Raw genomic sequence first — 22,571 nt, forward strand, 5'->3', positions numbered from 1 at the left:
GAGCGATTATACGGTGAGGGGGTCTGCCCCCTGTTCAGCCGCCGCCGGAGTTGCATTCGGCGCGGACGGAGTGGTCGCAGCCGCTTTGCGGCGGCGGATGAAGAACGCGAAGAACAGCGCCACCGCCGTCAACACCGTGCCGACGACAAACGCGTCGTTGATGCCGGAGATCGTGGAATCTTTCATGGCGAGTCCGTACACCAGTTGCGTGACCAGCCCGTTGCCCGTTTGCGGGGAGAGCCCGGTCATCGCCGCCACGCCGCTGCCCAAACGCTCGAACTGTTGGTACAACAGCGGGTTGGTCGACGTGATGTCGTTGGAATACGACGCGACGTGGAAGAGGCTGCGGTTCGACATGACGGTGACGAGCAGCGCCGTGCCGAGCGACCCCGCGACCTGTTGCAACGTGTTGGAAATTGCCGTGCCGTGGGAGTTGAGGCGCGCCGGAAGCTGGTTCAAGCCTTCGGTGGTGCCCGTCATCATCATCAGCGCCAACCCCGCCATCCGCACGCAGTTGATCAAGAGCACGGTCGAGTACGACGTGTCGTTGCTCAAGTGCGCGAACTGCCACGTGGTGATCACGTTGATCAAAAGCCCCGTGACGACGAGCGGACGGGCTCCCAGTTTGTTCAGCAGGCCCCCGGCGATCGGCGAGAACACACCCATCAACAGCGCGCCGGGCAGGAGGAGCAGGCCGGATTCCACAGGCGAGAACCCGCGAATGTTTTGCAGATAGATCGGAAGCAGCACCATCGCCGCCATCATCGACATGTACATCAGCGACGAGACGAAGACGGTCAGCGAGAACACGCTGTAGCGAAACGCCCGCAAGTCGAGCATCGGTTGTTCGGCGGTCAACTCCCGCCATACGAACAAGATCAGGGACAGCACCCCGACGGTGATCGGCAGGGTGACTTCAAGGCTCGACCATCCGGCGGAACCGGCTTTCGAGAAGCCGTAGAGCAGCCCGCCGAAGCCGAGCGTCGAGAACAGCAAGCCCGGTATGTCGAGCTTATCCTTGGCGCGTTCCGTGACGTCGCGCAGCCACGCAAACGCGAGGAACAGGTCGATCAGCCCGATCGGGATGACGAGGATGAACAACAGACGCCAAGAGTAGTTCTGGACGAGCCAACCGGCGAGGGTCGGGCCGATCGCCGGAGCGAAGATCATCACGATCCCCATGACGCCCATCGCCACGCCGCGGCGTTCCGGCGGGAAGACGGTGAGAAACACGGTCATCATCAGCGGCATGATGCAGCCGGCGCCCGCCGCTTGGACGAAGCGTCCGATCAGCATGATCGTGAAGCTCGGCGACGCGGCGCAGATCAGCGCGCCGAGCGTGAACAGCGAAATCGCCGTCAAAAACAGATTGCGCGTGCCGAAGCGGCGGATCAAGAAGGACGTCAGCGGAATCGTGACGCCGTTCATCAGCATGTAGCCGGTGATCAGCCATTGAATCGTCGTGGCGGAAACGCCCAAGTCGTTCATCATGTGCGGCAGTGCGATGTTGAGCAGGGATTGGTTCAAGATCGAGACGAAGCCCCCGAGCAGAAGCACGGCGAGAATTTTCCCGATGGACAGGTTCGCCACGTGAGGAGCGGGGGTGCTTGACGGTTCCGTTTTTTTAGAAGCGGCCGGAAGAGGTTCCGGCGAGTTCAGCGTTCCCGGTGCGGCAGCAAGCGCGGCGGAAGCGGTGCGGCGGCGGGCGATCAGCAGGTTCGCCGCCAAGAGCAGCACCACCGCAAACACGCCGTAGCCGAGGAGGAAAAGCGACATGGAGTTCACTCTCCTCTTATTTGTGGATGCGGACGGTGGTGTTCATGCCGGGAGCAAGTTCGAGACCTTTGTACTCGTCGATTGCGATGGTGACCGGGATGACTTGCGTGACTTTGGTGTAGTTGCCCGTTGCGTTCGAAGTCGGGAGCAGCGAGAACGTGTTGGCGGTTGCCAGGCCGATCGTGGTGACTTTGCCCTTGAGCGTGGTGCCGTTGAACGCGTCGACGTAGATGTCGACGTCCTGACCTGCTTTGACGTCGTTGATGTCGGTTTCCTTGACGTTGGCGGTGACGCGCAGGTGGTTCATGTCAAACGCGTAGCCCAGCGGCATGCCCGCTGCTACGAACGAGTTTTTCACCGCGCTTTGCGCGACGAGGGTGGCGGCGGCCGGAACGGTGATGTCGACTGCGCCTTGCGCGGTTTCGACGGTGCCGATCTTTTGACCGGCTGCGTACGTTTTGCCGATCTCGCCGTTCCATTCTACCAGTTTGCCCGATGCAGGCGGCGCGATCGAGATCGATTGGCCGTCGATCTTGGCGTTGTCGGTGGACAGGTAGCTGACAGATTGGTTGTAGAAGTAGTACCCGGCGAACCCGCCGCCGATCAGGACGATCAGCAAGACGATGTTTAGGATGATGATGCGACGAAAGTTTTGAGCGGTCATCTGTTTTCTCTCTCCTCTTGATAAGAACGTTTCGAATGTAAATGATTCTCGTGCGAATCCTTCGCATACGAAATATTAAACGTTTCAGAGGGCTCTGTCAACAAAAACAGCCGGTTCTTCTTAGGAGAAGAATCGGCTATCTGCAGAGCGGTTTTGAAAGCGTTTTTTCAGAGGGTTCTACAGGTCCATCAGCGAGCCGACGTTGACGCTGGTGTAGGAGCTGGTCATGTATTTGGAATCGTCGCTGGCGAGGAAGGCGATCACTTTCGAGAGGTCGTCCGGTTGGCCGAGGCGGCCGAACGTCGCGAGGGTTTCGTCGACGAGCTTTTGCACGTCGGCTTCCACAGTGACGTTGGCTTGGACGGCGTGCGCTTGCCCGCCGGCTTTTTGGATTTCTGCCACGACGGAGGCTGCCGCTTCCGCATTGCCGACATAGTTGACGATGACGTTGGCGCCTTGGGCGCCCAGTTCGAGGGCGGTCGCTGCGCCGATGCCGCGCCCGCCGCCGGTGACGATGGCGGTTTTGCCTTGCAGTTTCATTTTTGATCTACTTCTTTATCTTCCGTGTCTCTCACTTTTTATCATAGTTCAGGACAAGAGGAGATTGCAAGCGATTCCCAGCAGCAGGGTGGAGAGCAGCGCCATGACGAACGTCCGCACCGTAACCCAACGGGGGAAGACGCGCGGCAGGAGCAACAGGTTGCGGGCGTCGACCATCTGGCCGATCACGAGAAAACTCAGCACGCCGCCCGTCGTGCTGAGCGGGGCGAGCGAACGGGCGATAAACGAATCCGCTTCCGAGCAGAGGGAGAGCAGAATGGCGAGCACCATCATCCCGACAACGGAAAAAATGGAATGGTCCGACAGCAGGGAAAGCGCCGATTTCGGCAGCCACGTTTGCAAACAGGCCGCGACGGCGGCGGAGAACACGACGAACCCGCCGACTTCAAAAAGTTCGAGGACGGCGTGTTCGAGAACGGAGCCGACCACTTGGCGGAAGGAACGTCGGGAGTGGTGGGCGTGTGCGCCGTGATCGTGATGATGTCCATGGTGCTCATGGTGCTCATGGTGCTCATGGTGCTCATGGTGCTCATGGTGCTCATGGTGCTCATGGTGCTCGCGGGCCGCCGCCATTTCGATCATTGGCAAGTGCAGATGTGCAGGCGGGCGGGGAATGCTGCGTTTTTTCCGCCGTTCGACGGAGAGCAGGGTCCACCCGATGGCGATGGAAATCACCAACGTGGCGAAGACGCGCATCCACATCATCTTGGCGTTCAACCCAAACGCCGCATACGTCGCCGCCATCGTCAGCGGATTGACGACCGGCGCGGACAAAGTAAACGTCATCGCCGCCGAGAGCGGCACGCCCTTGGAAATCAAAGCACGCGCCACCGGCACCGTCCCGCAATCACACACCGGGAGCACAAATCCGAGCAGAGAAGAGACGACGACAGCGAAGGCTTGGTTTTTTGGCAGGAGGCGCATCAGCACCTCTTGGGAGATCAACTCTTGGATCAGAGAGGAAATCAGCACGCCGAGCAGGACGAACGGCAACGATTCCAACACGATGGAGAGAAACAGGGTCTGTGCGGATTGCCACATGAGAGAGGTCGCCTCACTTTGATACGGGTTTGCCCAGATACGGGATTTTCGGTTCGTCAATCGGCTTGACGTTTTTGGCGATGACGGCAGGCTTTTTCTTGGACATCTGGTACCATGCGATCGGCACAATTTCATCGGCGTCCGCAATCTCGCGCAACGACAGCGTGCCTTCCACCGTCAGCCACTGGTCGTTTTTGTACTTGTCGGCGTCCTTCCACTCCACCGTCACGCCAAGGGGGGTGGCGTCGGCGGTGCAACAGGAGATCATGTAGCGCAGAAGCACCAGACGATTTTGGGGCCAGCCCGGCGGATGGTAGACGAAGCCGGTATATTGGTAGGTTTGGTTGTAGTAGTACTCCGGCGCAACCAAGATGTTGAACATCAGCTCATCAAGCGGCAGATCGGACCCAACTGGGCGGTGAACCGGTTTTTCATACTCGCCGCCGTCCGCGTGGGGGACGGTCGAGAGGTCGACAAGGTCGTCGGAGGGAGCAGATTCCTGGGCTGCGGGTTGTGTTGCTTTTTGCGAAACGGCTTCCACAGGCGGGCGCGGGGTGTTTTTCAAGGCGGTCGTGAGCATGGCGGTGCCCAGCGCGTGTGTCGGCAGCACGAGGCCGACCACGACGGGAGCGGTCAGGACGAGCCAGCGCAAACCCGGTTTGACGCTGTGTGAATGCCCGTGATGGTCATGCTCCTGAACAGGACGAAAGATCCGGCTCAACGTAAAAAACGTAAGCACTCCGAAGACGCCTGCCGTGATCCACAACAGAACAACTAGGTAAGGGGCGACGAGCGCGTACACACCGCCCGTCACCAAGAACTTCAGCAGAAAAATCGTAAACCCTAAGAGAATCACGCCTTGCACAAAAGTCCCCGCTTCAAACTTTGGGCTTTTCATCGCGCTCATCTCGCCTCACTTCGCCGGAACCAAGAGTGATTTTTTCAATGCTTCCAAGTTGCGCTCCATCACCGACACGTAATCGAGATGTTGTGCTTGCTCTTCGTCCGACAGCCCTTCCAGCGGATCGAGGACTTCGGTGGTGCAGCCGATTTCCTGCGCTACCCTCTCCGCAACTTTCGGAGAGACCAGCGATTCAAAGTAGATCACGGGCGTCGCATGGCTTTTGGCGAGTTTCACGACGTCGGCGACTTGCGCGGTGGTCGGTTCCACTTCGGGGTTGAGGCCGGAGATCGGAATTTGTTGCAGGCCGTAGCGCTTCGCCAAATAGCCGAACGCGGCGTGCGACGTAACGAATTCCTTGCGCGGGGCCGTGGAAGTGACAGCGCGGTAGGACTTGTCGAGGTTCTGCAACCGTTGCTGATACGCTTCGCCGGACGCTTGGTACGCGGCGGCATGGGCAGGGTCGACTTCGGCGAGCGCTTTTTCAATCGTGCTCACTTGCTGTTCGGCGAGCACAGGGTCCAGCCAGACGTGCGGGTCGAGCTGAGCCTCGCCCGGATGCGCGGACGATCCTTCCTCCTCAAATTCCCCTTCCAGCAACGGCAGCCCCTTCGAGGCTTCGACGATTTTCAAGTGGTTGAGGTTCAAGCTTTGCAGGGTTTTGTCCACCCAGCCTTCCAGCCCGGCACCGTTATAGATGAAGACATCCGCTTTTTGAATCTTGATCAAATCTTGCGGCGTCGGCTCCCAGTCGTGCGGTTCAACGTTCGACGGGATCAAGAGGGTCACGTCCGCTTGATCGCCCGCGATCTGCTTGGCAAAGTCGTACATCGGGTAGAAAGTGGTGACGATCTGCAATTTGCGGTCCTCTGAGCCTGTCGCGGACGAAGCGGCGGACGTGGTTGCGGCATCCGATTTCGGCACCAGTTTGGATGCGGAGCCGCACCCGGTCGCGGTCGTCAAGATCACGGCCAGCGCCAAGAGGCTGCTTGTTTTTTTCCAGGTAGGCATGTATGGAGAACCTCCTAAATCAGAATAATTTCGTTTTATGTGTTGTCACCAGCATACAGAAAGTGCACCCGTATGTAAATAGTAATATTTCTGATTTGTGGATTCTTGTGCAAGAAGCGAAGTTCGGATAAGCTAGAACGAGGAAAAAAAGTACGCACGCTGAGGTGACTGCATCCATGGCACACTTGCAATGGCATTTGGTACATACGCTCGTTTCCGCGCTGGAAGCGGCGAGCATTTCTTATATGTTGGTGGAAGAGTCGGCGCTGTGGGCGCAAGGGGTCGACGGGATTGAGCCTGCGACGTTGAAGGTGGAGATTCAGTGGGACCAGTTTCCGGACGCGCGGGATCTGTTTGCGAAGTATGACCCGCAGGAGGACGAGGGCAAGGGCTGGTCGAGCCTCGCTTTTGCGGTGGAGGGCATGCCGGTCGAGGTGATCTGCCGCTACAACACCGTGATCGTAACGAACGTCGACCGCTGGAGTGTCCTGCACGACGAGCGCAAGGTCTACGTGAAGTCGTTTGACTTTTACCGCCGCGAATGGGGGGCGGACGACCCGCGCACGGTGTTGATCACGGCGTTTCTGCGCAAACTTCAGCGCGAGCACAGCCGGATCAACGAAGCCGCGTGGAACCAGAGCACGTACGACGCGTGGGTGCATCGCTACGGCATGCCTGCGGAATCGGCGGAATGGATTCGAAGAGACCCACATGCGCGGCTGGCCCCGCTGAATCCCTATCTGGGCGATCTGCGCGGGAAGAAAGCGGTCAACCTGTTGGGCTCGCACGGAGCGAAGGGGATCGCGATGGCGCTGCTCGGAGCGGACGCCGCCGTCGTGGACATTTCGATGGAGAACGCCGCGTATGCCAAGGACGTGGCACGGGAAGCGGGCGTGGAGTTGCATTACATCGTGTCGGACGTGCTGGAGATGCCGCCGGAAGAGTTGAGCGGGGATTATGATCTGGTGTTGATGGAGCTTGGGATCTTGCATTACTTCATCGACCTGTTTCCGCTCGGGGACGTGGTGCGCAAGTTGTTGAAGCCGGGTGGGCGGTTTGTGCTGCACGACTTCCATCCGATTTCCACGAAGCTGATCACGTCGAAAGGCAAGAAGCACAAAGTGACGGGCAACTACTTCGAGAGCGGCTTCGAGGAAGCGGACGTGGCGTACGGCAAGCACTTCCCGGACAACCGCGATCTGAAAAAAGTACGCCATCGCAAATGGACTCTCGGGGAGATCGTCACGGCGTTTGCACAGTCGGGGTTGGTGATTCGGCTGCTGAGCGAGGAAGCGAACACGAAGGTGGACGATATCGGGCTGCCGAAGACGTTTACGCTTGTGGCGGAGAAGGCGGGAGAGTAAGGAAGGATGCGAATGAAAGTTGCGACGTCCTCGTTGGGAGTCGGAGGGGGAGCGAATCTGCGATGAAGAGGGAGACGATGATCTCCGCACGGGAAGAACGGACGCTGCGGCAGATGTTTGACGAGATTGCGGAGAGCTTCCGCGTGCCGGACTTGCTCCCGGACAGCGCCCGCATGGTTTTTTTATTGGAGAGCCCGCACACGCAAGAGTTGGCGCACGGCGTGCCGGTCGCAGGACTGTCGGGCGGCTCGATGGCGAAACATCTCTTGGGAACGGGCGGCAAGCTCGGGCCGGTGGTTGGGCAGGACCCGGAGCGGTACGGAATCGGGCTGATGAACGTCTGCCCGATCCCGATGCAGACGGCGGCGTATGCGAACGATGCACAGCTTAGGCCGGAGGAGTACGGTGATTTTTTTCCGCTGCTGGAAGGGCTTCGGGCGAGCCGGAAAAAAGGCTTGGAGCCGTCGCGGTGGAGTGAACTCCAAGCGTTGATCATGGACCACCTCCGCGAACGACTGCAAACGCTCGTCAACCGCCGCATCACCCTCGTCCCGTGCGGAGCGTTCGCGCAGAAGTATTTCCAACTCGCGGGGGTGACGTCCCCGAACTGGAACGTGCTGACGGACGTGCCGCATCCTTCGTTTAACAACTGGGATAAGGAGCGCTACCAAGGGAAGATTGCGGAAGTGGTGGCGACGTATCGCGGAGAGGCATGAAGGTATAAAGTCATAAAGTCATGAAGGCATGAAGGCATGAAAAAAGCCAGTACCCTTGAGGGCTGGCTTTTTCCCTTACTCTTCTATTCGTAAAAACGCCTCCACCAACACATCGGCTCGTTCCAATTCCTCGCGAATCCGCAGCGCACGAATCCTGCGAGGGTTCATGCGTCCTTTGTTCATTCCGGTGTTACCCCTTCCGAATCGGCACCCAAATCTCGTACGCATTCTCCGCGCGTTCCTTCTCGTGGAGAGTCGGGTTGTAGCGTTCATCGTACCGCTCAAAGCGCAGCACCGACGTATCTTGCGCATACCCGTTCTGCGCCAACCAGCCGAAGACCGCTTGGTACGTGGCAGGCACGGTCGACATCGGGCCTTGGTGGGTGAAGACGGCGTACTCGGTGGACGGGAGCGTGAAGCCGACCATGCCGACGGGGATGGCCGTGAACGCTTCCACTTCGACGGCGAGGAACTCCGTGTACATGCGGTGCTCGAAATTCTCATCGCTCACGCCGTACTGCACCGACGGAGCGATCACGCCCGGAATTTCCTCGATCCGCGGCATGTACTTCTCCCACAGCTTCGGCATCTCCACCCCCAACAGCTGGAACGGGCCGGAGAAGTACATGCCGATCAAATGCTTCTGCCGCATCGTTTTCAATTCGGGTTGCATGAAAAAAAACACCCTTTCTCCTTGGTAATCGCTTGGCAACCATTCCCAATATAACACAAATGAGGATGTTTTTTGACAGAATCATTCAAATCCTTGTTCGACTTGTAATTGGAAGGTAAGATGAGGGTGAAACTTCCATTTTAAGGAGGACTCTCCCATGTACGAAACGGAACTGCTCTCCGATGTGCAATACGGGGAAGGCGACGGCCATCCCTTGTTTCTCGATATCGTCCGCCCGCTCGGTGCGCCGGCGCACCCCCTGCCGGTCATCGTCTACATTCACGGCGGCGGCTGGATGTTTGGCGACAAAGCGGCAAGCGGCGGCAAGCTGAACAGCCTGTACGCGAAGCAGGGGTTTTTTACCGTCAGCCTCAACCACCGCCCTTCCAAAGTCGCGCCGTTCCCCGCGCAAATCCATGATGTGAAAGCGGCGATCCGCTGGCTGCGAGCCAACGCGGACACGTACGGCATCGACCCGAACGCCATCGGCGTCTGGGGGCATTCCTCCGGCGGACATCTGGCGGCGCTCTTGGCGACGTCCGGCGATGTGCCGGAACTCGAAGGCAACAGCGGCTCGCCGGGCTACTCGTCCCGCGTCCAAGCCGCCTGCGTCTCGGCAGGCCCCGTCGACTTGCTGCGGATGGGCGGCTGGCACGACCTGCCCGATTCGCCGGAAGCGGTGCTCTTGAACGCCAAGTACGCCCAAGACAACCCGGATCTCGCCAAAGTTGCCAACCCGATCACCTATATCAACGGTGACGAGCCGCCCGTCCTGATCCTGCACGGCGACCAAGACTGCATCGTTCCGGTCAACCAAGCGGAACTGCTCTTCCACGCCCTGACCGACGTCTCGCTCGTCCGCATCAAAGGCGGCGATCATGATGATTACAACGGCGGCAACCTCGTCATGGACGACGTTTTGCATCTGGTGCTGAGTTTCATGAAACGCAACCTCCTCGGCCCGAAGCCGACGCCGGAGGAAGTCCAAGCCCGCCGCGAACCGATGGAGCGCGCCGTGCAGTCGATGTATGAAAAAGCGGAGCAAGACCTCAAGCGCGTGATCGAAAACTAAGTGCACAAAAAAAGAAGCCCGCTCACTGGGGCTTCTTTTTTCCTTGTCTCGACGCGGGCGGCATCGGACGCTCTGGTTGCGGTTGGTTCACGGCGTCAAGCGTTTTGCGCAACACGCGCATGACCAAGAGCGTGAACAGCGCGCCGACGAACCCGACCACCGACAACAGCGTCGCCGTCGTCAGCGTATGGTTGTAAAAAACGCCGTACTGCTTAAACGTCCCCCACTGCAACCCGAGCGACAGAAACGAGTACAAAAACGTCACGACCATGCCCCAATACATCGCCCGCTGTTGATAGAGCAACATCCCCACGATCCCGCCCAGCACGGCGATCGTCGCCGGATTGACGAGCAGAGCTTTGATCAGCGGCAGATTCTTGGGCGGTGCATCGGAGTAGTAGTTGTAGCCGAGAAGCGAGAACAGGACGGGGAGAAGAACGATGAGCAGCAAGAGGAGATAGCGTTTTTTCATGGGCCTTTCACCTTTCGTAGCAAGTCGGAAAAATCGGGTGGTTCCGGAGCTTCAATTTCCAAGTCTTCGCCGGTGATCGGATGCGTAAAGCGGAGGAACTTGGCGTGCAAAGCTTGTCTGTGCATCCAATTCGTCGGGCCGCCGTACAGCTCGTCGCCGAGCAGCGGGTGTCCGAGATGGGCGAAGTGCACGCGGATTTGGTGCGTGCGGCCGGTGCGAAGCGTCGCTTGCACCAGGGTCGCCTGTGCGCCAAAGCGCTCGACGACGCGAAAGTCGGTCTGCGCGGGCTTGCCCGTCCCCGACACGCGTCGGCGTGTGGCATGGTTGCGGTCGCGTCCGATCGGCGCGTCGATCGTGCCGTGCGCGACGCGTATGTATCCCTGCACCAACGCCCAATATTCGCGCTTGATCTTGCGCTCTTGGAGCATTGCGTCCAACAGCTTTTGCGCCACGGCGTGCTTCGGGAAGAGGATCGCGCCCGACGTCTCTTGGTCCAGGCGGTGCAGCAAGCGCACGCGCGTCTCCAAGCCCTGCATCTGGTAATGCCACGCCAACGCGTTGAGCAACGCGCCGGTCTCGCCCTCGTCGTTGGCGTGAACCTTCTGACCGGCCGGTTTGTTGACGACGAGGAGATGATCGTCTTCGTAGAGCACGTCCAAATCGAGCATCTCCGGTTCCACGCCGTAGGGCTCGTCCGGGAACAGTTCCATCCGCACGCGGTCGCCCGTTTTGACAGAGTCGTGCAGCGAAGCGGTCTCCTTATTCAGCGCGAGATGACCAACGCGTTCAAGTTGTTCGATCAGCGGGGAAGGCAGCCCGACTTCGCTCTCCAAAAACGAAAGCACCGTGCGGGTGTCCCCGTCGCTTTTGCCCTTGGCGCGAATTTCCCACCACGGGCCGATCTTCTCTCCATGCATCTTGCATTCCCCGACTTTCATCATATCGTGTTTAGACTCTATTGTACTCGAAATAGTTTTTGAACACAAAACAGTTCCGCGTTTTGTGATATGCTGGAAACAGAAGCAGGAAGAGGAGGAGATCTCCATGCAAGTCGTGTTTGACGGACACTGCGGCATCTGCACCGCCGCGATGGTGCGCTTGGTCGAGATGTACGGCACGCGCATCGAACCGGTCGATTTCCGCAGCTACGGCGACGTTTCCGAAATTCACCCGAGCCTGCGCGAAGACGCGTGCAAAGCCCGCATGCACGTGATCCGCGACGGGCGCGTCTACGGCGGAGCGGAAGCGGCGGTGCAGCTGATGCAGTTGCACAAATTCTACCGCTGGCCGACCAAACTGTATTACGTGCCGCCGATCGGCTGGTTGTCGGAACGCCTCTACGACTGGGTTTCCCGCAACCGCTTCAAACTCTCCAAGCTGTTCGGCTTGAAAGTCCCGGCGTGTACCGACGCCTGCAGCGTCCACCCGCCGTCTCCCTCCAAATCCAAGTCGAAACAAAAAAGGGACTAGCGATTCTGCAAGTCCCCCGGCCGGATCACGCGGTACCGCCGCCCTTTGATGTGGATGGCGACGTACAAATCGTCGCCCACGCTCTGCGACATGCGGATCGCATCAATCGTATGTTGAAAAAAATACCACGGCAACTTCTCGCCGTCCTGCTCGACGAGGGACAAAAACTGCGGCAGTTCCTCTTGGGTGAGGTAGCCGTAGCGAATCATCGTCAGCGGCGAAATCGCGTGGTCGAACAAGTAGCGACCGTGCGTGAGATAGCTCCAGTAGCGCTTGAGCAGGCTTTTTTTCGGCAAGCGGAGCAGGGCGTCGTGGTAGTCGATCTGGTAGTCTTTGTCGTCAAAAAAGTTCCGGCAGCTCGGCAACGCCCGCACGATATGGTTGAGGGCGTCGTTGTAGAGGTCTTCGGCAAACAGTTCGTGATACAGCAACCCGTCTTGGAGGACGGCGCGGCAGACGGTCAGCAGTTCCGGGTCGTGCTCCAGCATCTCTTGCAGTTTGTGCAGCAGGCCTTTGTCGTCCGACCCGATCGCTTCGTACAACTCGCCGATCTGAAACGAGTAATAATAGATGCTCACCGCTCGTCACCCCCTTCCATCCAGTATGGTCAAAAAGCCCCTGCTCAAAAATTCAACTTTGGGCGGGGGCTTTTCTGCGTTCAGGCGGGCGAGTGAGGGCGCCTTAGTACGAAGTCAACTCGCGAAGGCGGTGCGTCAGTTGCTCCAATTCGGTAAACGACGCCACCACTTGCGCGACATGGCGGTTTTGTTCCTCGATGTTGGCGAGAATCTCTTCGACCGACGCGGCGTTCTGCTCGGTCATGTCGGCAATCGCGCCGATCTCGCCGGCGATTTGCACGGACGATTGCTGCAGATGTTGGTTCATGTTCTCGACGTGGCTGGCTTGTTGCACGACGCGGGTCGTGTTGTCTTGAATCTGGCCGAAGAATTGCGCCACGCGCTTCATCGCGGCTTGCGACGTGGAGACGGCCGTTTGACCGCTTTGGACTTGGTGTGCCACTTCGGCGGTCTTGCTTTGGATTTCGTGCAGGACGGCGGCGATCTCCTTGGTCGATTCCAGCGAGTTCTCCGCCAGCACGCGGACTTCGTGGGCGACGACGGAGAAGCTGCGTCCTTGTTCGCCCGCGCGGGCGGCTTCGATGGCGGCGTTCAGTGCCAGCAGGTTGGTTTGGGCGGCGATTTTGTCGATCGATTCCACGATGTTCGAGATGCGTTCCGTTTGCTTGTTGAGGTCGTTCGTGATCTGCACGGTGACGTCGATGATGAAGTCGACGTTCTGCATCTCTTGGGAGAGCGTCGTCATCTCGCGGGAGCCCTGTTCGGTGACGGAGGCGGTTTCCGCGGAGAGTTCGCGCATCGTCAGCGACGCTTGGTTTGCCGAATCGACGCGTTCGCGTACCGCTTTCATCGTTTCGGAGATGTCGGTGACGCTTTCCGCTTCCAGTTCCACGGAGCGGGCGATGTCGGAGAACGTCGCGGCCACTTCGTCGGAGATGGTGCGGGTGACAGCGATGTTTTCGCGCAGGTTGTCGGAGAATTGGGTGACGATCTGCACGGAGTCTTTGATTTGGTGGAACAGCTCTTCGATGCGGGACTTGATTTCCAGCGCTTCTTGATGCTTTTGGTCGACCTGTTTGCGCAGGCGTTCGGAGAAGACGCAAGAGAAGACGAGCAGGCAGGTGACGAGCAAAACGAACATGTGCAAGGTCTGGAGGTCGGTGTCGACGAACGCTTTGAACATCGTGTCGCGGTAGTTCATCCAGAAGTATTGCGTCATGCCCATGCCGAGCGCGCCGGAGACGATCAGCGGACGCCAGTTTTGGTAGAGCGCGACGGCGGCGAGGTTGTAGAAGATCAGAAAATAGTTCGTGAAGCCCTCGGTGAGGAAGACCATCGTGAACGTGACGGACGCGCACATCAGCGCGACGAGGTACATGATCTTCGTCGTGAACACGCGGCGCCAGTTCAAGGTCGTCAGCAACACGGAGTTGAAGCCGCCGACGGCGAGCAGGATCAGCGTGGGTTTGAGCGGCATGTGCGCCGCAAAAGAACTGCCGACGCCCAAGACGAGCGAAAACCACATGAGGTTCGCCAGCAGTTTGTTGCGCTTATGAATGATTTCCAGGTGTTCCATTCAGGGGTTACCTCTTTCTGTCGTGGAATGTATACTCGACGATATAAGGACTATTCCTTATCAGGGAGGGGGTTTTCCTGCTAGCCGTTCAATAAAGAAGAAAAATTTTTGGGAGAGAAGGGTTCTATATGATTACATATATTGAAATTCAAGATCGTGAGAACGCGGAGAAGATGTTGGGTTTGCAGATTCCTTCTTATAAAGTAGAAGCAAAGTTGATCGGCTTCGACGGCATCCCGCCGCTCCACGAGACGGTGGAGGAGTTGCAAGGGTGCGGGGAGAGGTTTTGGGTGTATGAGATCGACGGACGGTGGGCCGGGGCGATTGCGTATGAGGTGGAAAAAAGTGCAGGAGAGCGAGAAGCGAGCGGGGTTGGCGGGCCTGGGGGTGACGGCGGGAGCGCCGTGGTGATTTCCCGCATGATGGTGCACCCAGACTACTTCCGGCGAGGGATTGCTCGTGCGCTGTTGCGGCATGTCCTTCAAGTCGCGGAACCGTCCGCGCAGCTCTATCGGGTCTCGACCGGCTCCCTCAACGAACCCGCGCTGCAACTCTATCGAAGCGAGGGCTTCCACGAAACCCGCCGCTTAGAAGTTGCCCCGGGCGTGGAGATTACGTTTTTGGAAAAAGGCTCTTGCACTTGAATGTGCAGGAGTCTTTTTTATTTGCTTCAGATTAATGGAATCAAAATATTGTTGTCGAGATAATTATTTCTATTTTGTAATTGTTTTGACTACTTAGCATCGGGGTGATACGATGGATTTGTTTGCGGACATTTATGAAGTAATAAATTATGGAAATGGTGATAATTGATGAAAAAGAAAATGGCTTGGCTGATACTTAGTGCATTCGCCTTCTCCATGTTTCCAAGCGCAGCACAAGCAACGACTGGTTACACGTACATCTACGACAAAAACAACAGGCTGACCCGCATTGATGTGAACGGAGTGGCGACCTACAGCTTTACGTACGACAAAAACGGCAACCTGCTGAAAATCGAGCAAGTCACGGGACGGGTCTCGAACTTAACCGTGACGACCGGAAACGGCACCGCGACCCTCCAGTGGGCACCGCCTCAGACCGGAACGGTCACAGGGTATCGCGTTTATAGAAAAGGGGTGCTCGTAACCACACTCTCCGCAGTCACCAGCTACACTTTCACAGGTTTGGTTACCGGGCAATACACCTTCTCAATAACTCCTGTATTTGATTACGGGGACGGTGTGACGACGACCACGGAACCGATCCAAGTCTATCAAACGCTTCCCAATTCGGGCGGCGGCATGACGCCGGGCGACCCGACGCCTGCCAGTTGATCAGAAAGGAAGACGATCATGAGACGAAAACTTCGATCGATCGCGGCTGTCACCGCAGTCACCTTGTTCACATCCCTTGTAAGTCCCGCGTTCGGGGCGCTAGACAAACGAGGGCAGGTTACGACTGATGAGTTGGCGATTCTCAGTGCAGAGTTTGGATTTCCCCTAGAAGTCTTACAAAAAGAGTTCGACCACGGCTACACGGCATCAGAGCTCCGCAACGCGCTTTCCGTTGCCAACAGTTCCAAACAAGAACTCCACAAACAGTTAAAATTCCAAAAACAAAAACCGGCAACCGCCGTGCAAGCAACAGCTCCCGCGCTCGTGAACGAGATTGGCGAGACCACGAGACCGTTTTTGAAAGACCAATCCGAGGCCCAAAGTCTTACAGCCGCGACGGATACGTCCTTGGACCCGACGCAAAAGCCGCCTTCTGTTCAAACCCAGATGGATAAAGCGCCCTATCAAGTCATCCTTTCCACATCCAACGTGTCCCCCCTGTATGGGGAGGTTACCGTGAAAGAAACCGACATGACGCTGATCGGTCGCAACGGGTTGGATTTTACCCTCACACGCACCTATCAAAGCGGGGAGTCTCAGTACTTTGGAACGTTTTATCAAGACAATGCACAGAGTGTCTATAAGTACTATGTAAATTTTAGTAGTACAGTCACCAACGAAGCACTTGGATATCGAAAGACGTGGACCAAGGTTGAAGACATTGAAAAAGACTTCAACGGAGACGGCATCGCCGATGAAGGGTACACCGGCGGGGCACATGTTGCGTCTGTTACGGATACATCCGAAATCCTGTACACGGATGATGACAGTGCCAATCTCGACAAGAAATTGGCCTCCAAAACGTACTACCCCCGCACAGACGCTTGGAAGTGGCAGGAACCCTATACGATCCAAACTCCCAATGGTCCTCAGAGCTACCCAGGCTATTACTGGCGGTACTACTGGACGGTCGACACCTCCACCATCGTGGACAACCCCCCTGCTGAGAACGCACCGATTCGAATCATCCAACAATACAACACCTCGGATCGCAAGGGTCCATACGATCAACAAAAAGCAACAGATACTCTACACTCGTTGACCGCCGGAACCACGTATTCGCTTAGTTCGGTCTATTCGTGGAACGGGTACAAGGCTGTTCGCAGTCGATATCAGTATGCGACCCCGCTTCAAGCGACGATCAGCACAGAGTCGGCAGGCTCTACACACAACGCCACGAAGACAACGTATCAAGAGCAAATGTTCCCGATAGGAACGGGGTGGTCCTGGAACATCCCTTCGATTGAATGGGATACAGACGTAGGGACGAAATACCTTCACCTTGGCGAACAGGGTACCTACGTGTTTGCTGGCGACTATGACATTTCCGGATTCAAAGGCGACCAACCGGTAATCAATTACAGCGACTATTCTCCGGAGCTTCTAGACACGTGGCCGAATTTCTCCATCAAGTTCCCGCGCGAAGGGAAGAAGTACTTTTTTGACAAAAAAGGGAAAATCCAAGAAATTCAGGATGACTACGGCAATTACATCTTGTTCAAATTTTCGGAAGTGGCGCCGTATGGCAATGTACTGACTCAAGTAACCAATTCCATCGGCAACACGATGAACATCTCGTACTCCACATCAGAAGTCAGGCTGACACAAGGTGCTAGAACGGTTGTCTACAGCAAAGGCATCACAACCGATATCTACAAAAAAGAGTACCTTGCCAGCGTCAAAGATGAAGCGGGGCGGGTGGAAAAGTATGGATACGACTTCAAGCCGGCATTGTTCAGTATGGAGGGATACATTCCCACAACCTCAAACCCCTATGCTTTGTTAACGCAAGTCAACCATCCTACGGGGGCGCAAACCCTTTTCCAATATGAGGACTCCCCTGTCACACGTTCGTATTACGACCGGGTGAACCAAGCGTACCGGGTTCATGCCGTCTCCAACCAGATCTCCTATCTAGATGGCAGCACGCAAACGTTTAACCAAAATACCCTGACGTACACCGGGGATATCGGTCAAAGTTCCAAAGTGTCGACCACATTGAGCAATGGGTTGACGAACACGACCTATGACTATGAACGAGTCGGCGGCGCAGTTCTGGGGAGCGGACAGATTTACAACAAAAAAATCACGACAACGGATACCTCTGCTTCGCCAACGGTCACGGTCATCACGAATGAATTCGACCAAGCAAACGACATTCCGATTCCGACAAAAGAAACCAAGCAAGTCACCCAAGGCGGACGGAATTCGGAACCCGTCACGATCTCGCGCACCTTCGACAAAAACGAAAATTTGCTGACTGAGACGGACCCTTTTGGAAAAACAACCACCAACACGTATGACACCAAGACCCATCGGTTGAAAACGACGAAAGAGCAAATCTCAAGCACGCAAACCATCACCACGACCTTTGAGCGCAACGAATTTGGAAAACCGACCAAAATTACAACCCGCGCAGACGCCGACCAGAGACTGCTGAAGCAAGAGATCTACGACTACGACAGTTTCGGGAACATCACAGCCGTTCACCAGACGGACGGCACCCGGGATCTCCGTGTTGCATCGTATGAATATTCATCGGCAGCCCCGTACTTCAGCGCGTTTGTCACGAAAAAAACGCAGGACGTAACAGATGTGGACGGGGTCAAGTCCAAGCTCACCGAGACGTACGAGTACGATACGGCGCTTGGCAAAATGACCAAGAGCACAGATGGAAGATCCAATTCAACGACCTACCAATACGACATCTTGGGCAGATTGAAAAAACAAACCAACCCGGACCTGAGCACCGTTACACTCACCTACGACGATCTCAACAACAACATCGAAATGGTGAACGAAACAGGTCTGAAAACCCGCATCCGATGGAACCAGCTGGGGCAAAAAGCAGGAACCGACGTATTCCAAAACGGAGCCTACCAAACCACCGTCGCCAACGCGTACGACTCCTACGGACGGCTCGTCAGCACGGAGGATGCAAACCACAACATCACACAAACCGCGTACGACCTGTACGGCAGACCTGAGCTCGTCACCTTGCCCGATCGCAACGCGTTTCGTTACACGTATGATGACGTGGCGCATACGAAGACCACGATCGATCCTGAGCAAAACAAATTTCGCGAGACGTATGACAAACAAGATCGCCTGACGAAGAAAGAACTTCTCAAAGCGACCGATGCTGTTCTTCTGACACAAAACTCGTATGACTGGGCTGGAAATTTGGTTTCCGTTACGGATGCGAACCAACGAACAACCAAGTATCAATACGATGCTCTGAAACAACTCACAGCGGTTACGGACGCAAGTAATACAACCACCAATTATTCTTACGACGTACTCGGTCACATGACCCTTCTTACTTATGCGGACAACAGCACCGTTCAGAAGAAATACGACGAAGCGGGTCGCTTACTTCAACAAACCGACTCGCTTGGCCAAGTGCAAAAGTACTACTACGACGCCAACGGAAACCTGATCCGTCAAGTAGACCGCAACGGGAAGACGACCACGCTCACGTACAATTCCCGGAACCAACTGATGACAAAAACGCCGGACGCTGCAACGAGCACGACCCCGATCTTGTACGAATACGACTTGAGTGGTCGCCGTACCAAAATGACGGATGAAACAGGGACGACGAGCTACAGCTATAATGCTGTCGGCAAACTCGACACCGTTACGTATCCGGACGCCAAGACGCTCAAGTACACGTATGACGCCAACGGCAACGTCGTCACTCTGCAAGAACCGTTTGGCAAAACGATCACGAACGACATCGACAACAGAAACCGACTCCAAGATGTCAAAATCGGTCCTGCTTCCGCAACGCCCGAAGTACAGTACACCTACAAAAAAAACGGCGCTGTTGCCACGCTGCAACTGCAAAACGGCATGACGACTTCCTATGATTACAACGAATTCAATTTCGTGAAGTCCGAAGTGCAGAAAAAAGCCGACAGCACCGTCACGAGCACGTTCGCCTACACCTACGATCTAAACAACAACCAAACGAGCAAAACGGAAAACGCGGCACAGTACAACTTCGGATACGATGCGTTGAACAGAATTTCGACGTCCTCCCAGTTCAACGAAGCGTATACCTACGACTCCCGCGGCAACCGTCAAACACAGCAATCCGACAAGCTCAATCTCCCAAGTTTGAACGTCTACGAGTACGACGGCTACAACCAATTGAAAAAAGTGACCACTCCCGAAGGAAAAGTGGTCACCTACAAGTACAACGGAGACGGCCTGATGACCGAACGTACGGAGAACGGGGTTACGACGCGTTACTATTACGACGGCAGCAACATCATCGCCGAAGCGACGGTCACCAACGGAACCTCGTCCCTGAAAGCCCGCTACTACCGCGGCCAAGCAGGTCAACTGATCTCCCGCGAAGACGCCAACGGAACCAAAGCCTTCTACTCCCTCAACGGTCACGGCGACGTCACGGAACTGCGCGACAGCACCGGAAACGTCCTGAACACCTACACCTACGACATCTGGGGCAACCCGCAAACCGCGCAAGAGTCGGTCTCCAACCCTTTCCGCTACTCCGGTGAGTTTTGGGACGATGTGACCCAGTTACAGTATCTTCGTGCACGTTGGTACAACCCGCAATCAGGTAGGTTTGTTAATGAGGATGGGTACGAGGGTCAGCTTAAAGATCCTATGAGTCTGAATCTCTACACATACGTTGAAAGTAATCCTTTGACCTACTGGGACCCGTCAGGAAATACTCAAGTTGTGACAGATACTGCGAGTGACGGATGGCATCCAGATTCCTCTTATGACTGGCTGTTAGACACACCGAATCAAATTTTGATACATTCCTATCAGACGTATTGGCAGTATTATGATTCAATTGGGGATATTGTACAAAGGGACAGCTATGCTACTCTTGCTGGAAAAATTCGTTCCAATCCATGTAGTTATGCCCCTGGCGGATGTAATAATATTGATACAGTGGTGGCACAAGCCAGTTTCATTCACAACCCTGACGGAGCGTTTGCAGTAGTAGTTCTATATACAGGCTATACTGTCGTGGTGAATTCTGTTGGGCAAATCCACCATTTGCTTTCAAATAAAATTATGAAAGCATTGAATGATCATGCGAAACTAAGAGGCATATTCAATCGTAATGACCCAGATCTGATGTACCGTGCGGCTGATGAGGATTCCCATAAGGGATATCAGTCCTGGCACAGAGAGTATGATGAAGAGGTTGTAAAATGGTTGACCAACAATCCCGGTGCTACTAAAGATGATTTTCTGGATTTTTTACAAAGTTTATATGAGAGGCCTGAAATCAAAGCGCGTATTCCAGGTGTCAATGTGAAGAAGGTTCCTGGTGATTCTGATCACTAAGTAGTTTTTGTGGAGGAGATAATATGGAGTTTTTCATTCTTGATTCAAAATTGTTTGATGATAGAGACTTTGCCTATGGAGAACAAGTAGATCAGAAAACGGCTGAACCAGAAAAAAAAGACATTTGCTCCGCATGTGGTGTAGCAATGGGTCCTAGGAAATGGTTATCTCCACGTCGAGTTAAATTATCAAAACCAAGTTATGGAGATGTAGTTCATGGATCTTTCTCAAAGTTCCTCGTTTCCAGCCGTTTTAAGGAGCTGTATGAAAAGTCTGGTCTCCAAGGTATAAATCGTTTTGACTCTGTCGAAATAGCCAAGGTCTTGCGGAAGAAAGTTTCCTCTCCTGAACCACCTGATTATTTTCAGGTTCAGGTCGATCATGGGGAAACGTTGATGATTCCAGAGCGGTCTCCTGGCTTTATTTTTACTAGAAAACCTTCTTGCTCCGCTTGCAGGATCGGCACCATCGCAACGTATGATGGAATTTTTTTAGATCCAGACACATGGGATGGAAAACATATCTTCATACCAAATGGATTGCCAGGGACAATTGCAGTGACTGAAGAGTTTCTGGCTTTTCTAAATGAAAGCCAACTGACTAACATGGTGTTCGAACCTGCCATCTCTTACAAAGCACCGTGGTCTCGGAACAGAGCATCGAAATAATTGCGCGAATCAAAACAGAAAAATCTCGTTTACACCATAAACTGACGATGAAATTATTAAGGAATCAGTTTATTTGTAAGCGTAAAACAGCCTCGCAACGCGAGACAAGGTGAGGGTTGTTTTACGCTTACTTAATGTTCGGAGGGTATTCAACAATAAAGGCTGGAGTTCGATACTCTACAAGTTCTGCATTAGAATTTTTAATGGGAGGAGGAAAACTTGCTTTCAGCGGTGGTACGTCAGCGGAGCTTTTCCTCGCGACATTGTTTGATGTATCTACCGAGAATACAGGAAAGTATTTCTCTACTTCACTAGGCGGTAGGTATGTTGATGTATACAAAGATGGGATCGCTCATGAATCAAAGGTAGGGTATACATACCTTACGGATTTTGTAAAAAAACAAGTATTGAAAGATTACGAATTAAAACAAGATGGAGTAATTGACGGAGTAGTTTGTCATTTTTTCAGAAGTGCGGATACAGGTAAGGTAGGAGCTTCCGAACCTTTATTGAGATTATTGGATAGCTGTGGCATCAAGTATATTATTCATGATTGAGGTGAAGCACAGATGGAGTACAGAATGATGGCACCTCCTTTTGAGGTCAAAGCGTTTGAAGAAATGAGTAAAAAGGAAGCGCAAAAAAATTTTGATTGGTTTGTAAATGAAATCCCTGATCGAATCGGACAACTTGATAGATATTACAAATTGACCAATGGTGCTGGAAGTTTAGATTATGAGCCTGAATCTCTTAAAAACCTTTGGGAGTGGTTTGTGCAACATCTCGAACTGGTGAAAAAATCCAAGGAAGAAATGAAAGAGGAAAAAAGACACCTACCTGAACAATTCCGGAACATCATTAAGGTAGAAGATGTCAAACTAAGTTTGCAGACACAAATGCTAGTAGTAGATGTAGCCATATACTTCGGTGAAGTTTTTGCGATAAAACATAATTTAAAATGGGGATTTGTGACCCAACCCAAGCAATTGGTGTATTTGAACAAACCAGTAATTATTGGGTTTGGGTTAAAGCATCTGGAACCCATTATGATTGTTCAAAATCTGGTCAGGAAAACTCTCCGAGGAGAAAGTAGCCCCAAACTACTTTTAGAGATTTATGAAGTTTGGAGAGGCCACATTAGTAATTGAGAGATATTCGGGTCACCCCCCTAAAACTTGAGTTGAGCAACCTTATTTTCTTGTCTTTTGTTGCTCAGATGTGTTTCGCAACTGAAAAGTGCAGAGTATCGCGGCAAGGGAATATTTTCCTTGCGGTATAAAAATTCGTACTTTACATGGAGCCTCTATGGGCGTGATTG

21 protein-coding genes are annotated in these 22,571 nt (G+C 54.6%); 10 read left to right on the plus strand and 11 right to left on the minus strand.

Annotation, left to right across the window (positions count from 1 at the left end; genetic code table 11):
• Positions 1-6: 6 nt before the first annotated feature.
• The 6 genes from EL26_RS21120 to EL26_RS21145 form a co-directional block, all read right to left on the minus strand.
• Positions 7-1,776, minus strand: coding sequence for a DHA2 family efflux MFS transporter permease subunit (locus tag EL26_RS21120; RefSeq protein ID WP_052036657.1), 1,770 nt, complete (start codon positions 1,774-1,776; stop codon positions 7-9).
• Positions 1,777-1,792: 16 nt separating this feature from the next.
• Positions 1,793-2,440 carry an HlyD family secretion protein gene (locus EL26_RS21125; protein ID WP_038093955.1) on the minus strand — a complete coding sequence of 216 codons (648 nt, stop codon included), beginning with the start codon at positions 2,438-2,440 and terminating at the stop codon, positions 1,793-1,795.
• Positions 2,441-2,617: 177 nt separating this feature from the next.
• A complete protein-coding gene (locus EL26_RS21130; RefSeq protein WP_052036658.1) occupies positions 2,618-2,980 on the minus strand; it encodes an SDR family oxidoreductase in 363 nt (120 codons plus the stop codon).
• Positions 2,981-3,028: 48 nt separating this feature from the next.
• On the minus strand, positions 3,029-4,042 hold the full coding sequence (locus EL26_RS21135) for a permease (protein ID WP_038093958.1): 1,014 nt from the start codon (positions 4,040-4,042) through the stop codon (positions 3,029-3,031).
• A gap of 13 nt (positions 4,043-4,055) precedes the next feature.
• On the minus strand, positions 4,056-4,940 hold the full coding sequence (locus tag EL26_RS21140; protein WP_161780768.1) for a TIGR03943 family putative permease subunit: 885 nt from the start codon (positions 4,938-4,940) through the stop codon (positions 4,056-4,058).
• A gap of 15 nt (positions 4,941-4,955) precedes the next feature.
• Complete coding sequence (locus EL26_RS21145; RefSeq protein ID WP_038093963.1) at positions 4,956-5,954, minus strand: metal ABC transporter substrate-binding protein; 999 nt, start codon at positions 5,952-5,954, stop codon at positions 4,956-4,958.
• Positions 5,955-6,130: 176 nt separating this feature from the next.
• Between EL26_RS21145 and EL26_RS26300 the strand changes: the two genes are divergently transcribed.
• Positions 6,131-7,318, plus strand: coding sequence for a class I SAM-dependent methyltransferase (locus EL26_RS26300; protein WP_238546162.1), 1,188 nt, complete (start codon positions 6,131-6,133; stop codon positions 7,316-7,318).
• 62 nt (positions 7,319-7,380) lie between these two features.
• On the plus strand, positions 7,381-8,034 hold the full coding sequence (locus tag EL26_RS21155) for a uracil-DNA glycosylase family protein (protein WP_052036659.1): 654 nt from the start codon (positions 7,381-7,383) through the stop codon (positions 8,032-8,034).
• A 190-nt stretch (positions 8,035-8,224) separates the two neighbouring features.
• Here EL26_RS21155 and EL26_RS21160 read toward each other — a convergent pair whose 3' ends face one another.
• Complete coding sequence (locus EL26_RS21160) at positions 8,225-8,707, minus strand: GyrI-like domain-containing protein (RefSeq protein WP_038094021.1); 483 nt, start codon at positions 8,705-8,707, stop codon at positions 8,225-8,227.
• 157 nt (positions 8,708-8,864) lie between these two features.
• Between EL26_RS21160 and EL26_RS21165 the strand changes: the two genes are divergently transcribed.
• Positions 8,865-9,779: an alpha/beta hydrolase gene (locus EL26_RS21165; protein WP_052036660.1), complete on the plus strand. Its 915-nt coding sequence runs from the start codon at positions 8,865-8,867 to the stop codon at positions 9,777-9,779.
• A 22-nt stretch (positions 9,780-9,801) separates the two neighbouring features.
• Here the strand turns inward: EL26_RS21165 and EL26_RS21170 are convergent, their stop codons facing one another.
• Both EL26_RS21170 and EL26_RS21175 read right to left on the minus strand, forming a co-directional pair.
• Positions 9,802-10,251 carry a hypothetical protein gene (locus EL26_RS21170; RefSeq protein WP_038093966.1) on the minus strand — a complete coding sequence of 150 codons (450 nt, stop codon included), beginning with the start codon at positions 10,249-10,251 and terminating at the stop codon, positions 9,802-9,804.
• Positions 10,248-11,192: an RluA family pseudouridine synthase gene (locus tag EL26_RS21175; RefSeq protein WP_161780769.1), complete on the minus strand. Its 945-nt coding sequence runs from the start codon at positions 11,190-11,192 to the stop codon at positions 10,248-10,250. The genes EL26_RS21170 and EL26_RS21175 overlap by 4 nt, the downstream gene beginning before the upstream one ends.
• 103 nt (positions 11,193-11,295) lie before the next feature.
• Here EL26_RS21175 and EL26_RS21180 point away from each other — a divergent pair, with 103 nt between their 5' ends.
• Positions 11,296-11,721, plus strand: a complete 426-nt coding sequence (locus EL26_RS21180; protein ID WP_038093969.1) for a thiol-disulfide oxidoreductase DCC family protein — start codon at positions 11,296-11,298, stop codon at positions 11,719-11,721.
• On the opposite strand, the gene EL26_RS21185 is transcribed toward EL26_RS21180, so the two are convergent.
• Together EL26_RS21185 and EL26_RS21190 are read right to left on the minus strand one after the other, a co-directional pair.
• Complete coding sequence (locus EL26_RS21185; protein ID WP_038093972.1) at positions 11,718-12,299, minus strand: hypothetical protein; 582 nt, start codon at positions 12,297-12,299, stop codon at positions 11,718-11,720. The genes EL26_RS21180 and EL26_RS21185 overlap by 4 nt on opposite strands.
• Before the next feature lie 103 nt (positions 12,300-12,402).
• Complete coding sequence (locus EL26_RS21190; RefSeq protein WP_038093975.1) at positions 12,403-13,875, minus strand: methyl-accepting chemotaxis protein; 1,473 nt, start codon at positions 13,873-13,875, stop codon at positions 12,403-12,405.
• A 128-nt stretch (positions 13,876-14,003) separates the two neighbouring features.
• Between EL26_RS21190 and EL26_RS21195 the strand changes: the two genes are divergently transcribed.
• The 6 genes from EL26_RS21195 to EL26_RS21210 all read left to right on the plus strand — a co-directional run bounded on the left by EL26_RS21195 (position 14,004) and on the right by EL26_RS21210 (position 22,401).
• Positions 14,004-14,519 carry a GNAT family N-acetyltransferase gene (locus EL26_RS21195; RefSeq protein ID WP_038093978.1) on the plus strand — a complete coding sequence of 172 codons (516 nt, stop codon included), beginning with the start codon at positions 14,004-14,006 and terminating at the stop codon, positions 14,517-14,519.
• A gap of 180 nt (positions 14,520-14,699) precedes the next feature.
• Positions 14,700-15,191, plus strand: a complete 492-nt coding sequence (locus tag EL26_RS21200; RefSeq protein ID WP_161780770.1) for a fibronectin type III domain-containing protein — start codon at positions 14,700-14,702, stop codon at positions 15,189-15,191.
• Positions 15,192-15,209: 18 nt separating this feature from the next.
• Positions 15,210-20,585 (plus strand): RHS repeat domain-containing protein, encoded by a 5,376-nt coding sequence (locus tag EL26_RS21205; protein WP_081857388.1) that lies wholly within the window; start codon positions 15,210-15,212, stop codon positions 20,583-20,585.
• 23 nt (positions 20,586-20,608) lie between these two features.
• Positions 20,609-21,253: a hypothetical protein gene (locus EL26_RS25110; RefSeq protein WP_152559356.1), complete on the plus strand. Its 645-nt coding sequence runs from the start codon at positions 20,609-20,611 to the stop codon at positions 21,251-21,253.
• A 116-nt stretch (positions 21,254-21,369) separates the two neighbouring features.
• Positions 21,370-21,810: a hypothetical protein gene (locus tag EL26_RS25115; protein WP_152559357.1), complete on the plus strand. Its 441-nt coding sequence runs from the start codon at positions 21,370-21,372 to the stop codon at positions 21,808-21,810.
• 12 nt (positions 21,811-21,822) lie between these two features.
• Positions 21,823-22,401, plus strand: a complete 579-nt coding sequence (locus tag EL26_RS21210) for a hypothetical protein (RefSeq protein WP_038093984.1) — start codon at positions 21,823-21,825, stop codon at positions 22,399-22,401.
• Positions 22,402-22,571 lie beyond the last annotated feature (170 nt).

The organism is Tumebacillus flagellatus (assembly GCF_000714935.1).
GTDB classification, from domain to species: domain Bacteria; phylum Bacillota; class Bacilli; order Tumebacillales; family Tumebacillaceae; genus Tumebacillus; species Tumebacillus flagellatus.

Bases quoted from the DNA above. Each gene is read 5' to 3' on its own strand.
- EL26_RS21205 (WP_081857388.1), top strand. From the start codon at position 15,210: ATGAGACGAAAACTTCGATCGATCGCGGCTGTCACCGCAGTCACCTTG.
- EL26_RS21180 (WP_038093969.1), top strand. From the start codon at position 11,296: ATGCAAGTCGTGTTTGACGGACACTGCGGCATCTGCACCGCCGCGATG.
- EL26_RS21125 (WP_038093955.1), bottom strand. From the start codon at position 2,440: ATGACCGCTCAAAACTTTCGTCGCATCATCATCCTAAACATCGTCTTG.
- EL26_RS21195 (WP_038093978.1), top strand. From the start codon at position 14,004: ATGATTACATATATTGAAATTCAAGATCGTGAGAACGCGGAGAAGATG.
- EL26_RS26300 (WP_238546162.1), top strand. From the start codon at position 6,131: ATGGCACACTTGCAATGGCATTTGGTACATACGCTCGTTTCCGCGCTG.
- EL26_RS21155 (WP_052036659.1), top strand. From the start codon at position 7,381: ATGAAGAGGGAGACGATGATCTCCGCACGGGAAGAACGGACGCTGCGG.
- EL26_RS21140 (WP_161780768.1), bottom strand. From the start codon at position 4,940: ATGAAAAGCCCAAAGTTTGAAGCGGGGACTTTTGTGCAAGGCGTGATT.
- EL26_RS21120 (WP_052036657.1), bottom strand. From the start codon at position 1,776: ATGTCGCTTTTCCTCCTCGGCTACGGCGTGTTTGCGGTGGTGCTGCTC.
- EL26_RS21130 (WP_052036658.1), bottom strand. From the start codon at position 2,980: ATGAAACTGCAAGGCAAAACCGCCATCGTCACCGGCGGCGGGCGCGGC.
- EL26_RS21165 (WP_052036660.1), top strand. From the start codon at position 8,865: ATGTACGAAACGGAACTGCTCTCCGATGTGCAATACGGGGAAGGCGAC.
- EL26_RS21210 (WP_038093984.1), top strand. From the start codon at position 21,823: ATGGAGTACAGAATGATGGCACCTCCTTTTGAGGTCAAAGCGTTTGAA.
- EL26_RS21170 (WP_038093966.1), bottom strand. From the start codon at position 10,251: ATGAAAAAACGCTATCTCCTCTTGCTGCTCATCGTTCTTCTCCCCGTC.
- EL26_RS21190 (WP_038093975.1), bottom strand. From the start codon at position 13,875: ATGGAACACCTGGAAATCATTCATAAGCGCAACAAACTGCTGGCGAAC.
- EL26_RS21200 (WP_161780770.1), top strand. From the start codon at position 14,700: ATGGCTTGGCTGATACTTAGTGCATTCGCCTTCTCCATGTTTCCAAGC.
- EL26_RS21145 (WP_038093963.1), bottom strand. From the start codon at position 5,954: ATGCCTACCTGGAAAAAAACAAGCAGCCTCTTGGCGCTGGCCGTGATC.
- EL26_RS25110 (WP_152559356.1), top strand. From the start codon at position 20,609: ATGGAGTTTTTCATTCTTGATTCAAAATTGTTTGATGATAGAGACTTT.
- EL26_RS21175 (WP_161780769.1), bottom strand. From the start codon at position 11,192: ATGATGAAAGTCGGGGAATGCAAGATGCATGGAGAGAAGATCGGCCCG.
- EL26_RS21160 (WP_038094021.1), bottom strand. From the start codon at position 8,707: ATGCAACCCGAATTGAAAACGATGCGGCAGAAGCATTTGATCGGCATG.
- EL26_RS21135 (WP_038093958.1), bottom strand. From the start codon at position 4,042: ATGTGGCAATCCGCACAGACCCTGTTTCTCTCCATCGTGTTGGAATCG.